Here is a 20,032-nt window from a genome sequence, read left to right on the forward strand (position 1 = left end):
ATAACTAGTTTAAAAAATACGTTCAAAATAGCTCAAGATTAGTATAGATAACCTTAAAGTCGCTGCTTCTAACTTTAAGGCTATTTCTTAATTAAGGATTAAAAGTCTGAAATACACAGAGTTATATTATAAGATCAAATTTTATTTCTCTCATATTCTATGATAAACCTGTGAAATGATAAGAACTATAAATCGAGAATGGTTGTGCTGAATAGTTTATTACAGTTGTGTGGAGGTATTGGCTTATTTCTATTAGGAATGAGTTTAATGACCGATAGCCTTAAAGCTATTGCGGGGGAAGCATTGAGACAATGGCTAGTGCGCTTCACGGACTCTCCCTTAAAAGCAATGTTTTCGGGTATTACCATCACGATTGCTGTGCAATCATCTACAGCAACGACTTTAGCAACTATTGGATTTGTTAGTGCTGGTATTCTGACGTTTAGTAATGCAATTGGTGTAATTATTGGTGCCAATATCGGTACCACCAGTACAGGTTGGATGGTTGCATTACTTGGTTTAAAATTTTCAATCTCAAAAATAGCCTTACCTTTGGTTGCTATTGGAGCAATCTTAAAACTACTTGCTAAAGATCGTCTGGCCTTAATGGGAATGACCATTGCTGGGTTCGGTTTATTATTTTTAGGAATAGATGTTTTACAGCAAGCCATGGCAGGGGGTGCTGCTTCAGTTGATTTAAGTCGTTGGCCAACAGAAAGTCTTTTAAGTAAATTACTTTTAGTACTGATTGGTTTTGTGATGACGATTTTGTTGCAATCATCGAGTGCAGCAATTACAGCAACTTTAGCGGCTTTGGCGAGCCAAGCGATTAACTTGGAGCAAACCTTAGCTTTGGTAATAGGTCAAAATGTTGGGACTGTTGTTACCGCAGTTTTGGCCGCAGTAGGGGCGACTACCAGTGCAAAACGTACTGCTGCTGTACATGTCATTTTTAATATTGTGACTGCAATTTTTGCTTTTTTATTGTTATTACCTGAATTCTTATGGGCTTATCAGTATATGGCCTTTATCCATCATTTGGACCCTATTCTTATCGTTGCTGCGTTTCATACATGCTTTAGCTTGCTCGGTGCCTTAATTTTTATGCCGTTTATTGGCCGATTTGAGCACCTACTATTAAGGTTATTACCTGAGCAAGAAAATTCATTAACACGCTACTTGGATGATAGTTTATACAGTGTACCTGCACTGGCTATAGCTGCAACAGAACGTGTTTTGCTGCAAACATTAACTGATATCTATTCTTTACTGATTAAATTTATTCGTGGTGAAATTATTTCTACAATGATTAATATCAATGAGATGGATGCAACCATAAAAACTGTAGAATCCTACTTAGAGCGCATGTCCGTTCCACAGTCTCACAGTGATCAGCAGCATCTAATTCTCTTGCTCAGATTAGTGGTATATATCAGAGTTTTGAGAAATGATTTACAAGATGTTGCGCAAGTTGAATTGCTTAAGAAGCAGCAAATATTACAAGAACTTCCCTTAGCATTGGTTACGCATTTGGAAGGACAAATTGAATATTTACAAACAACACCATTTCCAAAATTTCCGATAGATTTTGTGAATGATTTAATTCAGTTAGAGCAAGCGAGCAATGAGCAGCAAGAATTTCTTCGTCAGAAGATTATGCATGCTTCCGTAAATCATCAACTTACAGCTTCTCAGACCTTGGATTTATTGGCTGCACAACGTTGGATTGTTCATCTTATCGCCCATACACAAAGAGTTGCAGTATTGTTGCAACAACAAGATCAAGATGCTATTGAATAGCATTTAATTGACGTCGAGCATGCTTTAATGCAGTTCTAAGGCCTTCTTCTAAAGTTGGATGATAAAATGGTTTTTCCAGTAGCTGATCAAGTGTGCAGTCTTCAGAAATCATCCAGTTAAGTAAGTGCGCTAAATGTTCAGCGGAAGTCATTAGTAATTCTGCACCTAAAATTTTACGGCTCTTTGTATGGACATAGACTTCTAAGGCACCATAATTTTTCCTTAAGACTTGTGCTCGTCCTTGTCGGGCATAAGAAACATACCCTGTTACAAAAGGAACTTTACTGCTTTCAAGTTGCTTAAAACTTTGACCCACAATAGCCATTTCTGGTTCACAGAATACAATTCCTAGTGGAGTTAAATTTCGAATGCTTTTGATCTTATTTAAATTTAAGCAATTTAAAACAGCATTGCGACCTTCATGTGCAGCTTCATGCTGAATAGGTGTGTTGGTATGAGCGTCACCAATAACAAAAATAGGATAGTGTGCAAGCTGTTTGGTTACTGTATGAATAGGTAAGTTTTTCAAATCTGTAAATTCAACATTTATATTTTCTAATTTTAAATTATCTAATAATGTACGACGTCCTGTGGCAACCAATAAATAATCTGCGACTAGACAGTGTTCTTGGCCAAATTCCTGATAGGTGATTTGTATACCATCTTTGAAATTTTGAATGTGCGTAGGTAACACTTCGAATTTAATTTCAATTTCTTGACTTAACAGCTCTTGCGCCATTTTTTGTAGTAAAGGGCTGGTTAATGTTCCGACTTTTCGACTACGTGCAAATATCGTAGTTTTAACACCTAAACGCTGTAATGCTTGCGCAAGTTCAAGAGCAATAACACCACTTCCAATCACAGCGATAGATTCTGGCAGTTGCTCCAGTTCAAAGATTTCATCAGAAGTAATGAGTTTAGATCCTAATTCTTTTTTCCATTCAAGATCAAAACTTGGCGTTGATCCTACAGCTAGAATAAAACTCCGAGCTTGATAGTGCTTTTGATTAATTTCAATTGTCGAGGCATTAATAAAGTGAGCTTGACCAGTTATTTTATGGCTTGTTTCCCAGCGTTCGACATCTTTTAAAGCTGCTTGTGTAAATTGATTTCTTAAGTTCTGTACATGATGCATGATTTTTTGGGAATCAGGATGTAGATGTGTTGTTACACCAATTTGATCTAATGATTGAGCATCATGCAGTTGATTTGCTACAGAAATGAGTACTTTGCTTGGCATACAACCTACCCGTGCACAGGTAGTATCCCAAGGACCATGATTCACAATTAAAATATTTGATGTGTGTTTGATTGCTTCTTTATATGCAGCCTGCCCAGCTGTTCCAGCACCAATAATAATGATGTCGTACATAATAGATATTATTTGAATTAATGCTCTTGAGATTAACATAGTAAAACATTTGGTCTGACTTTATTTACATAAAGCTACTTATATGGTTACATACGACAAATTAAAAATTTAATTACCACTTAATGAAGAAAGGTTATTCGGGGAATTTTGATGAATAATAAACAGATTGGTCTAAAACTGTCGACTGTTGCATTGGCAGTATTATTGGCAAGTTGTGGTGGAGGGGGGAGTGATGGATATTTTCCAGATAAGAATTCTGGAGGAAATTCGAGTGGTGGAACAGTAACTTCACCAACAGCAGAGTTATTATCAATTGGACAAAGTAAAAGTAGTCTAAATGCAGGTGGTGAGGATAAATTAACTTTAACTATTCGTACTTTAGATAAAAGCGGTGGTGTCATTGCAAATGCGAATGTTAAAGTTGAAATTAAAGATGCACAAACTTCTGGTGCAAGCCTAAGCAAGTCTAGTAATCTCGTTAGTAATGAAAGTGGTATAACAACAATAGATGTAAGCTTAATTAATTCTACATTAAGTCAACGAATTAATAGAACAATTACGGTTATTGTTACTTCTGGGTCTGCAAAACAAGAAATTGAAATTCCAGTGACAGGTACGACTGTTTCGATTACTTCTGATGTTAATTTACTTGAAGTAGGAAATAGTGCCAATGTAACTCTCACAGCAGTAGATGCAGTAGGTAATCCTTTAGTTGGTGCAACAGCTAGTCTAATTGATAGTGTAGGTAATACGGTTGGATCGACCTTAGTTACTAATTCAGCTGGTAAAGCTGTATTCCAAGTACCATATAACACGGTATTAGCATTAGCCAATCATAAGTTAGAATTGACGGGTAAGATTACTGTTTCAGGCAGTAATCAGTCAATTAGTAATCTTTTAACTACAGATTCAGTCACTTTAATTGCGAATGTTTCTAATAATGTAATTCAACCTATTTCTAATACAGATCCTGTAGGTGTCGGTGAAAGTAAAACAATAACAGTACAAGTAAATGCTTCATCACAAGCGGAATTACTTGGTAAAACGGTGAATTTTGATACCACAAATGGAACAGTTACTCCAACTAAAGCTTCTATTACAAATGTGCATCAAGAAAATGGCAAATGGGTGGGTAATGCGAGTACAAACTTAATTGGTACGATTTCATCTGTTGCAACAGTTTCAGCGCAATTCGGGTCTAATGTCGTTTATATTGCTCAGAAAATTAGTGCGGGTGCTCCAGCAATTATCACACTTCAATCTGAAGCGAGTGTTCTAGCCCCAAGAGCTAATACCAAGGTGATTGCACTAGTCAAAGATAAAAATGGTTCACCTGTGCCAGGAGTCGTTGTTAAATTTACTACAATTAAAGATACATCTTCTGATGGTAGTCTGTCACAACCAACTGCAGTAACGGATAGTACAGGTCGAGCAACTGTAATTTATACAGCGGGTTCAGCACAAACATTAGGCGGTGGAGTTGAAATTCAAGCCTCAAGTGCAAGTGCAACATCTCCTCAGCCTGTATATTCACCAAATTTATTATTAACTGTTTCAACTCAGTCTGCTTTCATTACAGTGGCGCAAAATCATAATGTCATTAAAGAGGCGAATGACAATACCAATTATTATAAAGAATTTACAGCGTCTGTAGTAGATACAGCAGGGAATCCTATTGCCAATCAAGAAATTAGTATTTCTCTAGATTTAGTAAGTTTTTATAAGGGGCGTTTTAACTGGGTGCGTGATTATTCTTATTCACAAGGCAGTGATGGAATGTGGTCATGGTTGGCTTATTGGCGTTGGTCGCGTGATTACACTGTTTATGAAAATAGTGTAGCGAAAAGAGTAACCACATATATTGAATGTCCTTCAAATGAATTTCCAAATCCAATTGCGATTTTAGGTTTGGATAATAAAATTCTTGGGACTAATGCAACATTTAGAACGAATTCGGAAGGGAAATTTGATTTTAAAGTACGTTATGGACGTAATTATTCAAATTGGCTACGAGTTAATATTAATGCTTCCACAACGGTTTCTACTAAGGATAATTTAACAGCATTATCCTTCATGCCGCCTGTTGCTGATATTGATGTGGATGATGTTGATGGTAAATGGCGTCCAGATGATGTGAGTCCTTATGGTACAGATTATTCGACATGTACCAACTACAAATAAAAGAGTTTTAAATAAAAAAACAGCGCTTCGGCGCTGTTTTTTTTGAGCGAAAATTTAAATTGATGTTCCAACACTCACACCAACCGTAGGACGTACATCCATAGATGTACAAGCAGGTAGGATGGAAGTACAGAGTACAACGATCAATAATTTATTCATGTAATAAACCTTGCTTACGTGCTTCATTAAATAATTCGCTTGAGCGTTGACCACTTTTGCAAATCATTAAAATGGGTTTAGGAAGTTCGTTATAGTACTTTGAAAATTCAATGATATCTGTTTGCGTAATTTTACCGTTTTCAATAGGTTGGTAAATGACACTTACGTGAGATTGCTCAGCAATATTGCGTAACTGACTGACAGAAACATTATTTCCCATTTCCTGATCGGGCCGATTCACAATTACAGACTTAAATCCCTGTTTTAACAGTAGTTGAAACGTTTTGTTATCAAGCTGACCAGACACGGTAAGGTTTTCGCTCAGTGCTTGAAGCATTTGAGTTTTCTGAGCGAAAAGGGGTGTACTATTCAGCAAAACACTACACAAAATGCATGTAGTCAAGAGTTGCTTAATCATCCAGCAAATCCATTTGTTTTGCCAGTTGATATAAATTGTTTGAACGATTGCCTGTACGGCAAAACATTAAAACGGGTTTTGGAAGTTCATTAAAATGATTGGCAAAAGTACGTACATCAAGCTCGGTAATTTGACCTGCTACGACTGGTTGATAGACATAGTCGAGTCCTACAACACGTGCTGCTTCTTCAATTTGAGCACTTGTGGGTTGCTCTGGTCCACCTTCCATATCTGGGCGGTTGTTGATAATAGACTTGAATCCTTTTTCGACAACTTGTTCTACATGCTCAGGGCCGATTTGACCTGCGAAGCCTACATTTTCGCTCATTATGTCACTCCATCATCCAATTAAACAATATATGCTTTATGATAGCATTAAGCAGATTCTACTGTTGAATCTGTTGAAATTTTTATAAATGATTACAACCATAAAATAACGTACTGGAGCGCGTATGCACGCTTACACGGTCGAGCCTTTATATGTCAAAAGTGGTCAGGAAGTACTTGCGGCAGATTTTTATCGGCCCAAAACGGAACATAAACCAGCAGTTATATTGATGGCACATGGCTTGGCAGGCTTACGTCAGTTTAAACTGGTGCAATACGCGAAACAATTTGCACAAGCGGGTTACGCTGTGGTGTTGTTTGATTATCGCTACTGGGGGGGGAGTACAGGGCGACCACGTGAGTTGGTCTCTATTAGCTCTCAGTTAGACGACTGGCGAACGATGATTGCACATCTTCAGGAACGAAAGTCGATTGATTCACGACGGATTATTTTGTGGGGAACAGCACTGAGCGGTGGTTATGTCTTGACGTTAGCCAGTGAATTGAAAAATATTCAAGCGGTGATGGTGCAAGTGCCGATGGTTGATGGTAGTGAGCTGGCCAAACTTTACCCGATTCCTCAATTATCCAAAGCACTAAAAATTTCCAGTCAAGATTATATGGGGGGTAAAGTCGGGATGGCCTGTAAAACTTTACCTGTTGTAAGTCGTGATGATCTTAGTTTTATGCCGACAGAGGACAGTTATTCAGGTTATATGTCGATTGTTCACCCAGACTATTTTTGGAGTGGTGAAATTCCAGCACGGGTATTCTTTAATCTGATTCGTTATCGCCCCATTCAGGAGGTGCGTAAAATCAATATTCCTGTGCTATTTATTGCAGCCAAAGAAGACAGTTTAATGCCGATTGCTTCGAGTCGTGAAGCGGCTACTAATATCGCACCTTATGTGCAATATTATGAGTGGGAGATGAAACATTTCGATATTTATCATCATCCGTGGTTTGAAAAAGCCATTTCGACCCAATTAGAATTCTTACATCAACATATTGGAGTCAGCTCATGATTATTGTATGCCCATCCTGTTTGGCCAAGAATCGCGTGCCTGAAGAAAAAATTGAAGCCCAGCCTAGCTGTGGTCAGTGCCATCAATCCTTGATTCCACTAGCTCCCATTGATTTAAATGAACAAAATTTTAGTCAGTTCATCACGCACAGTGATTTACCTATTTTGATTGATTTATGGGCAGACTGGTGTGGACCGTGTAAAATGATGGCTCCTCATTTCGCAGCCGTGGCAAAACAGAACCCTCGTGTGATTTTTGCCAAGATTAATACGGAAGAGTCTCCTCGTTTAAGCAGTGCTTTTCATGTGCGCAGTATTCCAACCCTCGTGTTGATGAATAAAACCAATGAAATTGCTAGAATAAGCGGTGCGCTTAGATCGAGTGAACTACAACAGTGGCTAGATCAACATTTAAATGTCTAATGCCTAGTCAAAGCACAATAGGCTTGGAGAAATCGTGTCAGATATTCATGTGAAACCAGAAGGGACTTTATCTCTTCAAACCATTGCGATGCCAGCAGATACCAACTGGAGTGGCGATGTATTTGGTGGCTGGATTGTGTCACAAATGGACTTGGCTGGAGCAATCCATGCAGAACGCTTTAGTAAAGGGCGTTGTGCAACAATTTCAATTAATCAAATGACTTTTCTGGTGCCAGTAAAAGTTGGGGATGTGATTAGTTGTTATACCAAAATTTTAAAAGTCGGCAAGACTTCAATTCAAATGCAAATTGAAGTCTGGGATAGCCATGACAGCTCGCGTGAGGCAAAACGCGTCACAGAAGGTGTATTCACTTTTGTGGCTGTAGATGTGAAAGGCAACAAACGTCAAATTCCTGAAGAAGTGAAGCAGAAGTTTATGAACACTCAATCTGCCTAAGCTTAAATAAAAAAAACCAGCACATTGCTGGTTTTTTTTATGTCTCTATTTTAAGCCGACTTGCGCTTAGGTAACCAAGCCCAAAGCATTTGGCATTGAATCGGTTCATTGCCTGTATCATCAATTACAGTTACAGGAATCAGCAATTCACCTTTTTCCTGCTCTGCAATAAACGTTTGCTGTTCTGAGCTTAAGCTTGCCGTCGCAGTGAGTCCACCTTGCGCAACCTTCAAATAATCAACATGTAGGCTTTTAATCAATAAAATGCGATGATCTGGAACATGTAAACCCGTTAAAAAACCTGTTGCAGTTTCAGCCAATAACGCCATTGCTGCTGCATGCACGCCTTTAATATGGTTTTGCATATTACGTTGATTTTCAATGCGTACGACCACATGGTGCTGGTCAACTTCCAGATAACGAATATTGGCTGTACCGACCATCGGTACAATACGACCAAAGGCTTTGCTCCAAAGGGTAGTTCGAATCCCTTGCGGGAATTTCGATGTGGCGTTGACCAGTTTGGATAAACGATTGCTTTGAGTCATATCATACCTCTAGATGTTTAGGGGTGGCCTCACATTAGTCTTTAAAGTTATTAAATTGCAATGGAAGTCCGAATTGTTGTTCACGCAAGAAATTCATGACTTGCTGTAAAGTATCGCGCTTTTTATCAGTCACACGAATTTTGTCGCCTTGTATTGAAGATTGCGCTTTAATGCCACTTTCTTTAATGGCTTTATTAATTTTTTTTGCAGTATCAGAGTCAAGACCATCTTTCAGTTTGATCACTTGGATCACATTTTTACCAGAAGCAGTTGGTTTTTGTGGATCTAAAGCTTGAATATCCACTTTGCGCTTATAAAAATGGTTTTCCAACATGTTATACACTTGCTCGCATTGGAAATCACTTTCAGTACTAATTTTAATTTCTTTAGACTTTTCATTGAGTTCAATAGAAACATCTTGTCCGCGGAAGTCAAAACGCGTTGCAATTTCTTTTTGCGTGTTTTGAACTGCATGATTTACTTCAAAAATCTCTAATTCTGAAACAATATCGAACGATGGCATAGAATAGACCTTTACAAAGGGAAAGAATATCTGAGATGCTAGGGATGTTTTCTTCATTTGCCAAGTGTTGTTTACATCAAAGGAGTGCACAATGATCCGTAAACAAGAAATTACAACATTTGAGTTCCCAGACGATGCCATCATCTGGGATGTCCGTGACGCAAGTGCTTATGCTGAAGCCCATGTTAAAGGTGCGGTAAATCAGCCAATTGCAGACTTGTCAGCAGATTGTTTGACTCAGGTGTCTGCGGATCAGACCATTTACATTTTGTGTGGTGGTGGAAGTAAGGCGCCACGTGCGGCTGAACTTCTCGATAGTTTAGATCATTCACGTGAGTATGTAGTCCTGATGGGGGGTACACGAGCGGCACGTGACGCGGGTTTACCTTTAGAACAAGGAACCTGATTCAAAAAAAGCGCCTTCTGGCGCTTTTTTCGTAAATGAAGAAGAAAAAACAACAGAGATATAAAAAAGAATTAATTTTAAGTCGGCGTATGTGGATGAGCCTTAAAATAGGGTTTCTTCGGTTTAGTTTTTTTTACAAAACGTTGAATATCCAACTTTTTCAAAAGTGAACTTGGAACAGGGCACACTTCTGAAAGAATTTTTGCAGCCAAAATTTCACTACACAATGGTGCGAATAAAAAGCCTTTAGATCCCAATCCCGCTAGGCTATATATTTCAGTCGAATGATCCAAGCGACCTAAGACAGGGAAATAATCGCTAGTTTGTGCACGCACTGAAGCACGACCTTGCCAAGTTGAGGTTGGAGGCAGAGATTGTGCATAACTTGGAAATACACTGTGGATAAGATTGAAGTTATGCACATGGTCTTCTGTGAGAACTTCACAATCATCCCGATTCGGATAGAAAGATGCACCCAAAATTAAATGTTCAGCATCGAGTTGCATACAATAGCCACCATAGCTATAGGCTTGATTGGCAGCTAAAGTTTGCGTCCGATTGTTAACCCAACTGACCTGACCACGAATGGGTTTAAGGAGGGGATAATGTTCAAAAAGAGTTTGGCTTTCGCGTGCGCAGCACACAATCACATGATCAAAGTCACCCAGACACTGATCTTGAGTATTCATGATTTCTACAGTTTGTTTTGAAATAAAGCTCTTGATCGTGGCTTGCTGAAACTGAATGAGAGGATGTTGAAGAATCTGATCACGTAATGCATGCGGAGAAACTCCCCCTGCTTGCAGCAGATTTAAGCTCGGAAAATCAGTTGCAATAGCGCAGTCTTGTGCGGTTGAGGTATTCAATACATGTTCAGGATATTCGGTAGCTAAACCCAATAAATCATCGGCATTTTTCAAAGCCATTTGGTTGACTTGAATCGGGCGAAAGGCCTGAAATTGAGCATAGTGGCGAAGTGAGTGCTGCCATGCCAAAGTCATCAAGTGTTCATGGCTTTGCTCAATCGGGCACAATTTTGGATTGAGTAAAGCCAAGGGATTGCCCGAACCACCCGACAGTGGTGCGCTTTGATCATAGAGGGTGACTAAATGTCCGCGTTGGGCAAAAGCCCAAGCACAACTTAAACCTGCAATACCTGCACCAATAATGGCAATTTGACGTTGCTTGGTGCTGATGGGCTTAGATGCCTCAGTCGTTATTTGATGCGTTATAGTATCATTGTCGCTATCCAGCTCTGGCTTTATCCAACTGGCTTTCAGCATTTCCCGTTTATGCCCAAAGCCACGTGGGCGAGTAATCTGAATACCATGCTGTTTCAGCCCTCGTTTTAACACGCCAGCCACGCTGAATGAGGCAAAAGTTGTTCCGTAGTCGGACAGTCGCACGATATGATTCAACACTTGTTCTTGCCACATATCTGGATTGCATGAAGGTGCAAATCCATCTAAAAACCATGCATTGACAGGATGAAGTTTTTCCATTTGTGGGAAAACCTCATGCGCATCGCCTAACCACAGGTCAAGACTAAAACGCTCCTCAGGGAAATTCAGGCGATGACAACCGGCAAGAGGTAAAGGATATTGTTGAATCAGTTGATCGGCTAAAGGTTTGAGTTCAGGCCAGGCATTTAAAGCACGAATTAAGTCTAGCTTGGATAGTGGAAACTTTTCCACGCTTATGGCATGTAAATGACTCTGGTTATCGGGACGATATTGTTGCCACATTTGCCATAGCGCCAGAATATTTAAGCCTGTACCAAAACCTGTTTCGCCGATAGAAAAGTATTCATAGTCGCTTAAATTTGCCAAACGCAGGCTGAGATCATTGCCATGTAAAAAGACATGGCGAGTTTCTAATAAACCATTGTCTTTAGAAAAATAAACATCGCCAAATTGTTTAGAGACAGGCACCTCGATACCATCGACAAGATGCCAATCGAGCTCAGCCGTTTGTATTGCATGTGACAAAAGTAGAAACCTTTATATTGAAGCGCAGAAAATTACCATTGGCGGCGACGTTTAGATTGCGCATAACTGGCAATTAAAAAGCCCAAGAGTACGCCAACAGCAAGTGTGACCGCACCGTAAATAAACATTTGCGCACTACGTTCACTTTGTAGTACTTGAACTTGAACACCTAAACTATCGTTTTTTAATTGTAATTCTTGGTTTTGAGCCAATGCTTCTAAATTGGCTTTTTCCAATTGTTGCAGGCGTACGGATTGGTCTTTGACTAAAGCTTTGATTTTTAAATCTTGCAAGGCTTTATTTTTGGCAAGTTGTTCTGCTGTAAGGGGTTGAACCTCTTGCGGTTGTCCATTTGGATTCACCGTTGCTACTGCGGGAATCACGCGTGGTTTGTTCGCAGGAAGGGTTTGCGGTGGCGCTGTCGGTGCTGGTGCAGTAGGGGCAGCAGAGGCTACAGCAGGAGCTGGAGAAGTTGGTGCAGGTTCTACCGCCCAAGCTGTAGAACACAATAAAGAAAGACCTAGTAAACTAGGAACAACAGCGCGCATGAATTTTATCCTTTAGGAAACGCTTTGTTAAAAGGTTTAACCTCAATTTGAGCATAGACGCCTTCTTTTAAGAAAGGTTCATCTTGTAGCCAAGTATCGAGTGCTTCACGGCTGTCAAAATCGACAATAATGGTGCTGCCATAAAAACCTGCTTGTGGATTGCTCGGATCTTTAGGCATCGCACCTGCAACAATTAAGCGGCCTTCAGCATCTAATTGCTCTAAACGTGCGAGATGTTGAGGGCGTACCGCAAGGCGTTTTTCTACAGTACCGTCTTGATCGGTACAAGTCACAACAAATAATGGCATGATGATTCTCTGCGCGCGAAACGAATATTAATCTTCAGAAGATTTGAAGTGTTTACGTAATACAATAAACTGGATAATGATAAAGGAAAACATCACCAGCATGTCACCAAAAGCGGTAAATTCTCCCCAATATTTTCCGTTCATAAATAAGAAAGCAAAAAAGACATGTAAGCCAGACATGACGGCAAACATGCCTGCCCAAGCGTAATTGAGTCTTTTCCAGCCCAGTTCACCTAAATTGAAAATAGGGGCAAATAGGCGTTTGATGAGCGGACTACGGTCTTTACTAAAATACGGAGATAACAAGAAAGCACCAGCAAAGACCATATTTAGAATGGCTGCTTTTAGGCGGATATAGAAGTCATCACTGAGCATCAAGGTAATGCCACCAAAAATCACTGTCATAAACAAGACAATCCACTGTTGTTTGTCTAAACGGAATTTTTGCATGATAAACAATGCGCCATACACCAGCAGCATGGAAAGAATTAAGCCCGTTGTTGCCACTAAAATATTATTATTGTCTATACCACCTGCGGAACCGATTAATTGGAGTAACGGATGCTGGGTATCTTTCGGATCTACCGTCTTATATAAATAAAAGAAAATAATGAGTGGCACAAAGTCTAAAAGTGCTTTCATGTTAGAGTATCTGAATCTGTTTAATAAAGTGGCTTAGTATAAGTGATGCTTGGCGTAGATTTACATACACATAGTAATATTTCTGATGGAACTTTGTCACCAGAACAACTGGTGCATGCCGCGCATGAAAAAGGCATCCACACGCTGGCATTGACCGATCACGATACGATGGATGGTCTAGCTTTGGCAGCACAAATTGCAAATGGCTATGACATGAAGTTAATCTCTGGCGTTGAAATTTCCAGTCAATGGTCGCGTCCAGCCACCAAAAAAAGTTATAGCGTACATATTGTTGCACTGAACATGCAGCATCCTGAGCCTTTATTGGCGGTCTTGCAACAGCAAAAACAGATTCGAGCTGAGCGTGCAGAGCAGATTTGCCGTTTGCTTACACCGCTGATTGGTCAAGATATTTATGCCGATGTACTCAGTAAAGTTGATGGTGAAGCAGATCGTATCACACGTACACATATTGCTAAAACCTTGGTAGAAAAGGGAATCGTTAGTCGTGTACAACAAGCTTTTGATAAATATATTAAAGAAGGCAAGAAGGCTTATGTAAAGTTTGATGGATTGGGACTTGAAGAAACCATTCAAGTGATTCATGCCAGTGGTGGCTTTGCGGTTTTGGCCCATCCCACCCGATATGATTTATCGGCAACCAATGTTCGTTATTTAATTGAATTGTTTGCGCAGGCTGGTGGGGATGCTGTGGAATTACCACCGCAAATTGATCCACCTGCGACGCGTCAAATGGTGGATCGTATGATTGCGGAACAGGGTTTAAAAGTATCGGTTGGCAGTGATTTTCATGGTGAAAATATGCCGTGGATTCAACTAGGACGTGTTCCTGTCATGAAAGCAGGGCAAGTGGGGATTTGGGAACAGTTTCAATAACCTTGGTATTTTAATGACCAAGGAAAAAATACTGTCCTAGTTTTGACCATTATTGCCCCATTTTAAGTAAGGCTCTCTTTGACTGAGAAGGTCGTAGTAGCGTTTTACATGTGGACAGTCAGGTTTCTCAAATGGTGTTAGATACCAACGCTGTACAGAAAGCCCAATTGGAATATCTGCCAATGAAAACTGCTGACCCGCGACATACGCCTGAGTGTTTGCGAGTTGGTTTTCTAAAATGAGCATCATGCTATTCCACGCTTGAATACTTTTTTCAACTTCCTTCTGATCTTGATGTTCAGGAGAGTTTCGAATAATGTGCATCAGGGCATAGACCCAACTGTTATTAAGCTCAATCCCTTGCCAGTCAATCCATTGATCAATAAGTGCACGTGTTTTCGGCTCTGTCGGATAAAGTGCTGAGCCATCATAAGCATTGGCCAAATAACGAATAATCGAATTAGATTGCCATAGCGTCAGCTCCTCATCGATGAGTACAGGAATCGTGGCATTTGGATTTAATTGTATAAATTCCTGTTCTTTCGGGGAGCGAAAGCCACGGCCCCAATCTTCACGTTGGTAAGGTAAATGTAGCTCATCACATAACCAGAGGACTTTTCTGACATTGATAGAATCTGTTCGTCCTAAAATTTTAATCACAGCCTGACTCCTGTTTTTGATTTTTAAATATTTGTTTAATTTCGTCTTTCTTGTTCTACAAAGAGGACAGTTGATTTTGAATGGTTGGTTTTATAAGAGATTGTTATCCTGTGCTTGGATTGGCGGTGGAGTTGGCTTACCTAAGGTGCCAAGTAATTCAATTTCAATGGTACGTACCATTGCATCTAGGGGTAAATCATTACTTTGTGTGCCAAACGGTTCTTCAATTTCTGAACTTAAGGCATCTAAGCCCAAAAAGGTATAGGCCAAGATACCGACCAGTAATGGCGTAGCCAGTCCTAAAGTTGCCCCTAAACTAAACGGTAGCATGAAACAGAAAAAATACACGGTACGATTTAGCAATACAGAATAAGCAAAAGGTAATGGCGTTGTGGCAATTCGGTCACAGCCTGTTTGTACCAAGCTCATTTCCGCCACATGTTCATTCATTTGTGCATAAATAATGTCTGAGATTTCACCTTCTTTTAAGGCCTGCATCAGTTCCCATTGAATCAGACTGAGCGTGTACTGCGGAGCGTTGACCTGTTGATACAGTTGAGCCAACGCTTGCGGGCTTAAGCCTGTAGTTTCAGTCAGTTCGGTTGGGTTCTCAGTCTGATGGCGCAGTCGGTCACGCAATACGTTGGCAAAGACAATGACATGCTGAATGACTCGCTCGCGCCGTGCCTGCGTAAGAATACGACAGTTACGGTCAAAGTGGCGTGCATTGGCAATCAACATGCCCCAAAGTTTACGCGCTTCCCACCAGCGGTCATAACAAGCGGTATTTTTAAACCCAAGGAAAATAGACAGTACAACACCAATTAAGGTGAAGCCAACCAAGGGCAGTTCTGGAAAATGAAAATATCCCATGTGCGATACACCACCCACAATGGTGGAAATCAGCATAACCACGCCTAAAGGAGGTAAAACTTTTGGGAGGATTGTTCCGCGCCATGAAAATAATAGTTTAAAGACGTCGGGTTGTTCTCGCACGATCATGGGGTGGGATTCATCATTTATTTTTGCTTGATCTTCATCTGTCGTTTGGCTTTTGTCAATATTTGCTGAAAGGCTTTAAGTGGACTTGATTAAGCCCTGTTCAGCAAATGAAAAACTACCTGTCGCAGCAATCACACAATGATCCAACAATTGTATTTCAAGCAGTTTACAGGCCTGTGTAATTTGTTGGGTTAAGGCAATATCCGCTGCTGAAGGCAGGGCATGTCCCAAAGGGTGATTATGTGCAATAACAATCGAGCTGGCTTGCTGTTGCAAGGCATAACGCAGTAATTGATTTAGAGAGACCGTACAACTATTCAGTGAACCAAAGAACAGTTTTTTAAAATGTAGTTTGCGTAATTGACTGTCTAGGCACAGAACGGCAAACACTTCCTGTGTTTCTCCCAAGAGTTCAAAGCGTAGGTAGTCAAGTAATTGTGAAGAGTTTTGAATTTCTAAACTGTGTTGTTGTAATTGTTGTGCCACATAACGCCGTCCCAACTCTTTGACTGCCATGAGTTGTGAATATTTACTGGCACCAATCCCATGAAACTGACTGAGTTGGGGAAGTTCAGCATTTAGAATTGGGGCTAACCCACCAAAATGCTGTATCAACAGTCGAGCTAATTCTACGGCTGAGTGTTGTTGAGAACCAGAACGTAGGAAAATGGCCAATAGTTCTGCATCTGAAAGGCTATTCGCCCCTTGTTGTAATAAGCGTTCACGAGGACGCTCCTGTTCAGGCCAATGTTTGATCGATAGATTCATTTTTGTTGAGCTTTTTCATGTTTATTATCAAGTTTTACCCCAGTCAATCACTTGGGTATGCGGATATTTAATGCTATTGTGAGCGCCACTGCAACAGAAAGGTATACTGTTTGTGAGCTTTGACTTAAGTGTAATTCCAAATAAAAACATCATTTTGGCTGTTACAGGCGGAATTGCAGCCTATAAAAGTGCCATCTTAGTTCGTCGACTTAAAGATCAGGGATTTAATGTCCGTGTCGTGATGACGCATGGTGCACAGGCCTTTATTACACCACTGACGTTTCAAGCCTTGTCTGGTAATCCTGTACATACCGAATTACTCGATCCAGAAGCCGAAGCAGGCATGGGACATATCGAATTGGCGCGTTGGGCAGATTTATTGTTGGTGGCGCCAGCCAGTTGCGATACCTTAGCCAAGTTTGCCGCAGGTTTGGCAGATGATTTGCTCAGTACTTTATATCTTGCCACCAAAGCGCCAGTCTGGGTTGCGCCTGCTATGAATCAGCAGATGTGGGCAGCCAAAGCCACGCAGCGTAATTTAAATATGTTGATTGAGGATGGCGTGCATGTGATTATGCCAGAAGCTGGTTCACAAGCATGTGGTGATGTGGGTTTAGGCCGTATGCCTGAGCCAGAAGATTTGGCTTATCAAGTCACAGAATATTTCCATAAAGCACAACGTGCCATTGCCGAAAAATTTGGTCTATTGGCGAGTAAACATGTGGTGATTACCGCAGGTCCAACCCGTGAAGCAATAGACCCTGTGCGTTATATTTCTAATCACAGTACAGGCAAAATGGGCTTTGCGTTAGCAGCTGCCTGTTATGCGGCTGGGGCAAAAGTGACTTTAATTGCAGGTCCTGTCAGTTTAGATACTCCAAATGGGGTACGCCGTGTGAACGTGTCATCTGCGATTCAAATGTTGAATACCAGCATGCAAATGTTGGAAGAAGGCTGTGATATTTTCATAGCCACAGCAGCAGTCGCTGATTATCGTGTTGCTGAAGTCGCTGAACATAAAATTAAAAAATCGGGCGATGAGCTCAATGTCGCTTTAGTGAAAAACCCAGACATTGTGGCGACTATTGCACAGCAACAAAAGCGTCCGTTTATGGTCGGCTTTGCCGCAGAAACACGTAACGTGGAAGAATATGCAGCAGGCAAGCTGGTCGCTAAAAAGCTGGATATGATTGCCTGTAATGATGTGTCACGTGCTGATATCGGTTTTGCGTCGGATGAAAATGCCATGACCGTGTTTTTTGCCAATCAATATGACATGGACAAACGTGATTTAGAAAAAGCCTCAAAACAAGAGATCGCACAACAGTTGGTAGAAGCCATGCATGATGCATTACAGCATCATAAAGCCAAATAGACCTGTGAAATTTTTATCAAAATGCAACGAATCCGTTGCATTTTTTATGTATGCTACTTTAGTAGAATAAAGCAGCGTGTTTAAATAAACATTTTGTATATTTACCCCTGATAAATAAACCATAGCCACAGTTTTTGATAGGACATCATCATGATTAAAAAAACTTTAGCCACCGTTGTAATGTTGTCATCTTTGCTATTAAGCAATACCGTCATGGCAGCAGGTTTAGAAGATGATATGAAAACCCTTGGGAAAAATTATAAAGCCTTCAACCAAGCCTCAACCCCACAAGCTGCAACAGCTGCTTTAAACAATATGCGTGGTGCTGCTGTACATGCTAAGCAATATAAATTGACCGCACATACCGCTGAAAAAGTGCCAAGTTCAAGCGCTTTGTTCGACCAGATTATTGTCGAAATTGATAAATCAAAAGCACTCGCGCAAGCTGGGAAATTAGACGAAGCGAAAAAGCAAGGGAAAAAAATTGGCGAGTTACGTGATCAAGGACATAAGGCTTATATGCACCACTGATGTTGATTTAGAATCAGCATATTTATTCGCTGTTAAAACTGTACCTTCATCGGTGCAGTTTTTTATGTCTGATACATTAGGGTCGCTATTGGAATTGAGCATGATTCGGATTTTCAGCTACAGGAAGAATTGCTAAAGTGAAAAGGAAATCTGCAAGGGTGAATGAATATGTCTTCACAACAGCATTATCAGCGGGTGGCTCAAGCGATTGAGTATATTCAGCAAAATTTTCAGCATCAACCGACGCTGGAGGATGTGGCAGCACATGTGCATTTAAGTCCTGCATATTTTCAACGGTTATTTAGCGAATGGGCAGGTACCAGTCCGAAGAAATTTTTGCAATATATCAGCGTGGTACATGCAAAATCGATTTTAACCACAACACCATCTCACTCACTTTTAGACGCGACATTTGAAACAGGATTATCCAGTGGTAGTCGCTTACATGATTTATTTATTCAAATTGAAGGGATGACCCCCGCTGAATATAAACAGGGTGGGGCTGGATTAAAAATTTCTTATAGTTTTGCAGAAACGTTATTCGGACGCGTTTTGGTGGCCTCCACACAAAAAGGAGTTTGTGCACTGGCTTTTGTAGAACAGAATGAGCAAGCCCTCAAAGAATTAAAAGCCAAGTTTCCTCATGCTGAATATATTGAGCAGTCGGATGAAATGCAGCAGCGTGCAGTGGCTTTGTTGACAGCACAGCCAAACTCCATACAGCATGTAAAACTGCATTTAAAAGGCTCAGCCTTTCAATTAAAGGTCTGGGAAAGTTTGCTCAAAATTCCTGCGGGACAATTGGCGAGTTACCGTGATGTGGCAGCAAAAATTGACCAACCCAAAGCAGCACGTGCGGTGGGGAGTGCCGTGGCACATAATCCTGTGGCTTTTTTAATTCCGTGTCATCGGGTCATTCAAGCATCAGGTGTGCTCGGCAATTATCATTGGGGAGCAACTCGCAAGATGGCGATGATTGGTTGGGAAAGTGCCCAGCTTTATGCCGATGTAGAAGAGCTTTAAATGTCATTATTTCCAGTTGAATTTGATGCTAGCCTGAATTTACTGCCCTATCAGGGCTGTGTACATTACTACGGTCAAATTATGAATACTGTTTTGGCAGACCAGTATTTACATCGACTATTAGAATGCATTGCTTGGCAAAATGATCTGGCGGTGATTTTTGGCAAGACCATTGTGACCAAACGCAAAGTCGCGTGGTATGCCGATCAGGCTTTTTCCTATACCTACTCCAAAACCACCAAACAAGCGTTGCCGTGGACACCTGAGTTGTTGGCATTGAAAGCGTTGGTCGAAGCTAAAACGGGGGAGAAGTTTAATGCCTGTTTATTAAACTTATATCATTCTGGTGAAGAAGGGATGGCATGGCATAGCGATGCCGAACGGGAATTGAAACAGCATGCTGCAATTGCTTCTTTAAGTTTCGGTGCCGAGCGAAAGTTTGCTTTTAAGCATAAACATACTCAAGAAAAGGTCGAGTTGGTGTTGGCGCATGGTAGTTTATTGGTCATGAAAGATGAAACCCAAAGTTATTGGTTGCATCGGTTACCTCCGACCAAGAGGGTGCTTGATGTAAGGGTAAATCTAACCTTCAGAATGATGAATGAAGCGCAATAAAAAAGGCTGAATAGAATATTCAGCCTTTTATCATGCC

At 40.6% G+C, this 20,032-nt stretch carries 23 protein-coding genes; 11 read left to right on the forward strand and 12 right to left on the reverse strand.

What is annotated here, in order from left to right:
- Nucleotides 1-204: 204 nt before the first annotated feature.
- Nucleotides 205-1,800 carry a Na/Pi cotransporter family protein gene (locus F4W09_RS10210; protein ID WP_151504735.1) on the forward strand — a complete coding sequence of 532 codons (1,596 nt, stop codon included), beginning with the start codon at nt 205-207 and terminating at the stop codon, nt 1,798-1,800.
- On the opposite strand, the gene F4W09_RS10215 is transcribed toward F4W09_RS10210, so the two are convergent.
- Nucleotides 1,790-3,172, reverse strand: a complete 1,383-nt coding sequence (locus F4W09_RS10215; RefSeq protein ID WP_151504736.1) for a dihydrolipoyl dehydrogenase — start codon at nt 3,170-3,172, stop codon at nt 1,790-1,792. The genes F4W09_RS10210 and F4W09_RS10215 overlap by 11 nt on opposite strands.
- 150 nt (nt 3,173-3,322) lie before the next feature.
- On the opposite strand from F4W09_RS10215, the gene F4W09_RS10220 reads away from it, so the two are divergent.
- A complete protein-coding gene (locus F4W09_RS10220; protein ID WP_151504737.1) occupies nt 3,323-5,353 on the forward strand; it encodes an Ig-like domain-containing protein in 2,031 nt (676 codons plus the stop codon).
- Between the two features lie 151 nt (nt 5,354-5,504).
- On the opposite strand, the gene F4W09_RS10225 is transcribed toward F4W09_RS10220, so the two are convergent.
- Nucleotides 5,505-5,930 (reverse strand): protein tyrosine phosphatase family protein, encoded by a 426-nt coding sequence (locus F4W09_RS10225; protein WP_044739062.1) that lies wholly within the window; start codon nt 5,928-5,930, stop codon nt 5,505-5,507.
- The gene (locus F4W09_RS10230; RefSeq protein WP_044739061.1) at nt 5,923-6,258 is read right to left on the reverse strand and encodes a protein tyrosine phosphatase family protein; all 336 of its coding nucleotides are present in this window, start codon (nt 6,256-6,258) and stop codon (nt 5,923-5,925) included. Before F4W09_RS10230 ends, F4W09_RS10225 begins: the two co-directional genes overlap by 8 nt.
- Nucleotides 6,259-6,382: 124 nt before the next feature.
- Between F4W09_RS10230 and F4W09_RS10235 the strand changes: the two genes are divergently transcribed.
- The 3 genes from F4W09_RS10235 to F4W09_RS10245 all read left to right on the forward strand — a co-directional run bounded on the left by F4W09_RS10235 (nt 6,383) and on the right by F4W09_RS10245 (nt 8,161).
- A complete protein-coding gene (locus tag F4W09_RS10235; protein ID WP_104441440.1) occupies nt 6,383-7,282 on the forward strand; it encodes an alpha/beta hydrolase in 900 nt (299 codons plus the stop codon).
- A complete protein-coding gene (gene trxC / locus F4W09_RS10240) occupies nt 7,279-7,704 on the forward strand; it encodes a thioredoxin TrxC (RefSeq protein ID WP_044739059.1) in 426 nt (141 codons plus the stop codon). Before F4W09_RS10235 ends, trxC begins: the two co-directional genes overlap by 4 nt.
- An 88-nt stretch (nt 7,705-7,792) precedes the next feature.
- Complete coding sequence (locus F4W09_RS10245; protein ID WP_416333169.1) at nt 7,793-8,161, forward strand: acyl-CoA thioesterase; 369 nt, start codon at nt 7,793-7,795, stop codon at nt 8,159-8,161.
- A 50-nt stretch (nt 8,162-8,211) separates the two neighbouring features.
- Here the strand turns inward: F4W09_RS10245 and F4W09_RS10250 are convergent, their stop codons facing one another.
- Complete coding sequence (locus tag F4W09_RS10250; RefSeq protein WP_044739057.1) at nt 8,212-8,709, reverse strand: DUF4442 domain-containing protein; 498 nt, start codon at nt 8,707-8,709, stop codon at nt 8,212-8,214.
- 34 nt (nt 8,710-8,743) lie between these two features.
- The gene (locus tag F4W09_RS10255; protein WP_044739056.1) at nt 8,744-9,232 is read right to left on the reverse strand and encodes a YajQ family cyclic di-GMP-binding protein; all 489 of its coding nucleotides are present in this window, start codon (nt 9,230-9,232) and stop codon (nt 8,744-8,746) included.
- Nucleotides 9,233-9,323: 91 nt separating this feature from the next.
- On the opposite strand from F4W09_RS10255, the gene F4W09_RS10260 reads away from it, so the two are divergent.
- Nucleotides 9,324-9,638 (forward strand): rhodanese-like domain-containing protein, encoded by a 315-nt coding sequence (locus tag F4W09_RS10260; protein ID WP_016166248.1) that lies wholly within the window; start codon nt 9,324-9,326, stop codon nt 9,636-9,638.
- 77 nt (nt 9,639-9,715) lie between these two features.
- Here the strand turns inward: F4W09_RS10260 and mnmC are convergent, their stop codons facing one another.
- From mnmC to F4W09_RS10280, 4 genes are read right to left on the reverse strand one after another with little or no spacing between them, the layout of a single operon-like run.
- Nucleotides 9,716-11,626, reverse strand: a complete 1,911-nt coding sequence (gene mnmC / locus F4W09_RS10265; protein ID WP_151504738.1) for a bifunctional tRNA (5-methylaminomethyl-2-thiouridine)(34)-methyltransferase MnmC2/FAD-dependent 5-carboxymethylaminomethyl-2-thiouridine(34) oxidoreductase MnmC1 — start codon at nt 11,624-11,626, stop codon at nt 9,716-9,718.
- A gap of 32 nt (nt 11,627-11,658) precedes the next feature.
- Nucleotides 11,659-12,174 carry an SH3 domain-containing protein gene (locus F4W09_RS10270; RefSeq protein ID WP_151504739.1) on the reverse strand — a complete coding sequence of 172 codons (516 nt, stop codon included), beginning with the start codon at nt 12,172-12,174 and terminating at the stop codon, nt 11,659-11,661.
- A 5-nt stretch (nt 12,175-12,179) separates the two neighbouring features.
- The gene (locus tag F4W09_RS10275; protein ID WP_016166245.1) at nt 12,180-12,482 is read right to left on the reverse strand and encodes a YciI family protein; all 303 of its coding nucleotides are present in this window, start codon (nt 12,480-12,482) and stop codon (nt 12,180-12,182) included.
- A gap of 27 nt (nt 12,483-12,509) precedes the next feature.
- Entirely contained in the window at nt 12,510-13,124 is a 615-nt protein-coding gene (locus tag F4W09_RS10280) for a septation protein IspZ (RefSeq protein ID WP_151504740.1), read from the reverse strand.
- A 45-nt stretch (nt 13,125-13,169) separates the two neighbouring features.
- On the opposite strand from F4W09_RS10280, the gene F4W09_RS10285 reads away from it, so the two are divergent.
- A complete protein-coding gene (locus F4W09_RS10285) occupies nt 13,170-14,021 on the forward strand; it encodes a PHP domain-containing protein (RefSeq protein WP_151504741.1) in 852 nt (283 codons plus the stop codon).
- Between the two features lie 36 nt (nt 14,022-14,057).
- Here F4W09_RS10285 and F4W09_RS10290 read toward each other — a convergent pair whose 3' ends face one another.
- From F4W09_RS10290 to radC, 3 genes are all read right to left on the reverse strand, one after another.
- The gene (locus F4W09_RS10290) at nt 14,058-14,681 is read right to left on the reverse strand and encodes a glutathione S-transferase (protein WP_151504742.1); all 624 of its coding nucleotides are present in this window, start codon (nt 14,679-14,681) and stop codon (nt 14,058-14,060) included.
- Nucleotides 14,682-14,771: 90 nt separating this feature from the next.
- Nucleotides 14,772-15,683, reverse strand: coding sequence for a bestrophin family protein (locus F4W09_RS10295; protein ID WP_016166241.1), 912 nt, complete (start codon nt 15,681-15,683; stop codon nt 14,772-14,774).
- A 75-nt stretch (nt 15,684-15,758) separates the two neighbouring features.
- The gene (radC, locus tag F4W09_RS10300; RefSeq protein ID WP_044739051.1) at nt 15,759-16,451 is read right to left on the reverse strand and encodes a RadC family protein; all 693 of its coding nucleotides are present in this window, start codon (nt 16,449-16,451) and stop codon (nt 15,759-15,761) included.
- Nucleotides 16,452-16,563: 112 nt separating this feature from the next.
- Here radC and coaBC point away from each other — a divergent pair, with 112 nt between their 5' ends.
- The 4 genes from coaBC (at nt 16,564) to F4W09_RS10320 (ending at nt 19,995) form a co-directional block, all read left to right on the forward strand.
- Nucleotides 16,564-17,826 carry a bifunctional phosphopantothenoylcysteine decarboxylase/phosphopantothenate--cysteine ligase CoaBC gene (gene coaBC, locus F4W09_RS10305; RefSeq protein ID WP_151504743.1) on the forward strand — a complete coding sequence of 421 codons (1,263 nt, stop codon included), beginning with the start codon at nt 16,564-16,566 and terminating at the stop codon, nt 17,824-17,826.
- A 150-nt stretch (nt 17,827-17,976) separates the two neighbouring features.
- Nucleotides 17,977-18,357, forward strand: a complete 381-nt coding sequence (locus F4W09_RS10310; RefSeq protein WP_016166238.1) for a cytochrome b562 — start codon at nt 17,977-17,979, stop codon at nt 18,355-18,357.
- A 168-nt stretch (nt 18,358-18,525) separates the two neighbouring features.
- Entirely contained in the window at nt 18,526-19,380 is an 855-nt protein-coding gene (locus F4W09_RS10315) for a bifunctional transcriptional activator/DNA repair enzyme AdaA (protein ID WP_151504744.1), read from the forward strand.
- Nucleotides 19,381-19,995, forward strand: a complete 615-nt coding sequence (locus F4W09_RS10320; RefSeq protein WP_151504745.1) for an alpha-ketoglutarate-dependent dioxygenase AlkB family protein — start codon at nt 19,381-19,383, stop codon at nt 19,993-19,995.
- Nucleotides 19,996-20,032 lie beyond the last annotated feature (37 nt).

The sequence above is a fragment of the Acinetobacter tandoii genome (assembly GCF_008867985.1).
GTDB classification, from domain to species: Bacteria; Pseudomonadota; Gammaproteobacteria; order Pseudomonadales; family Moraxellaceae; genus Acinetobacter; species Acinetobacter tandoii.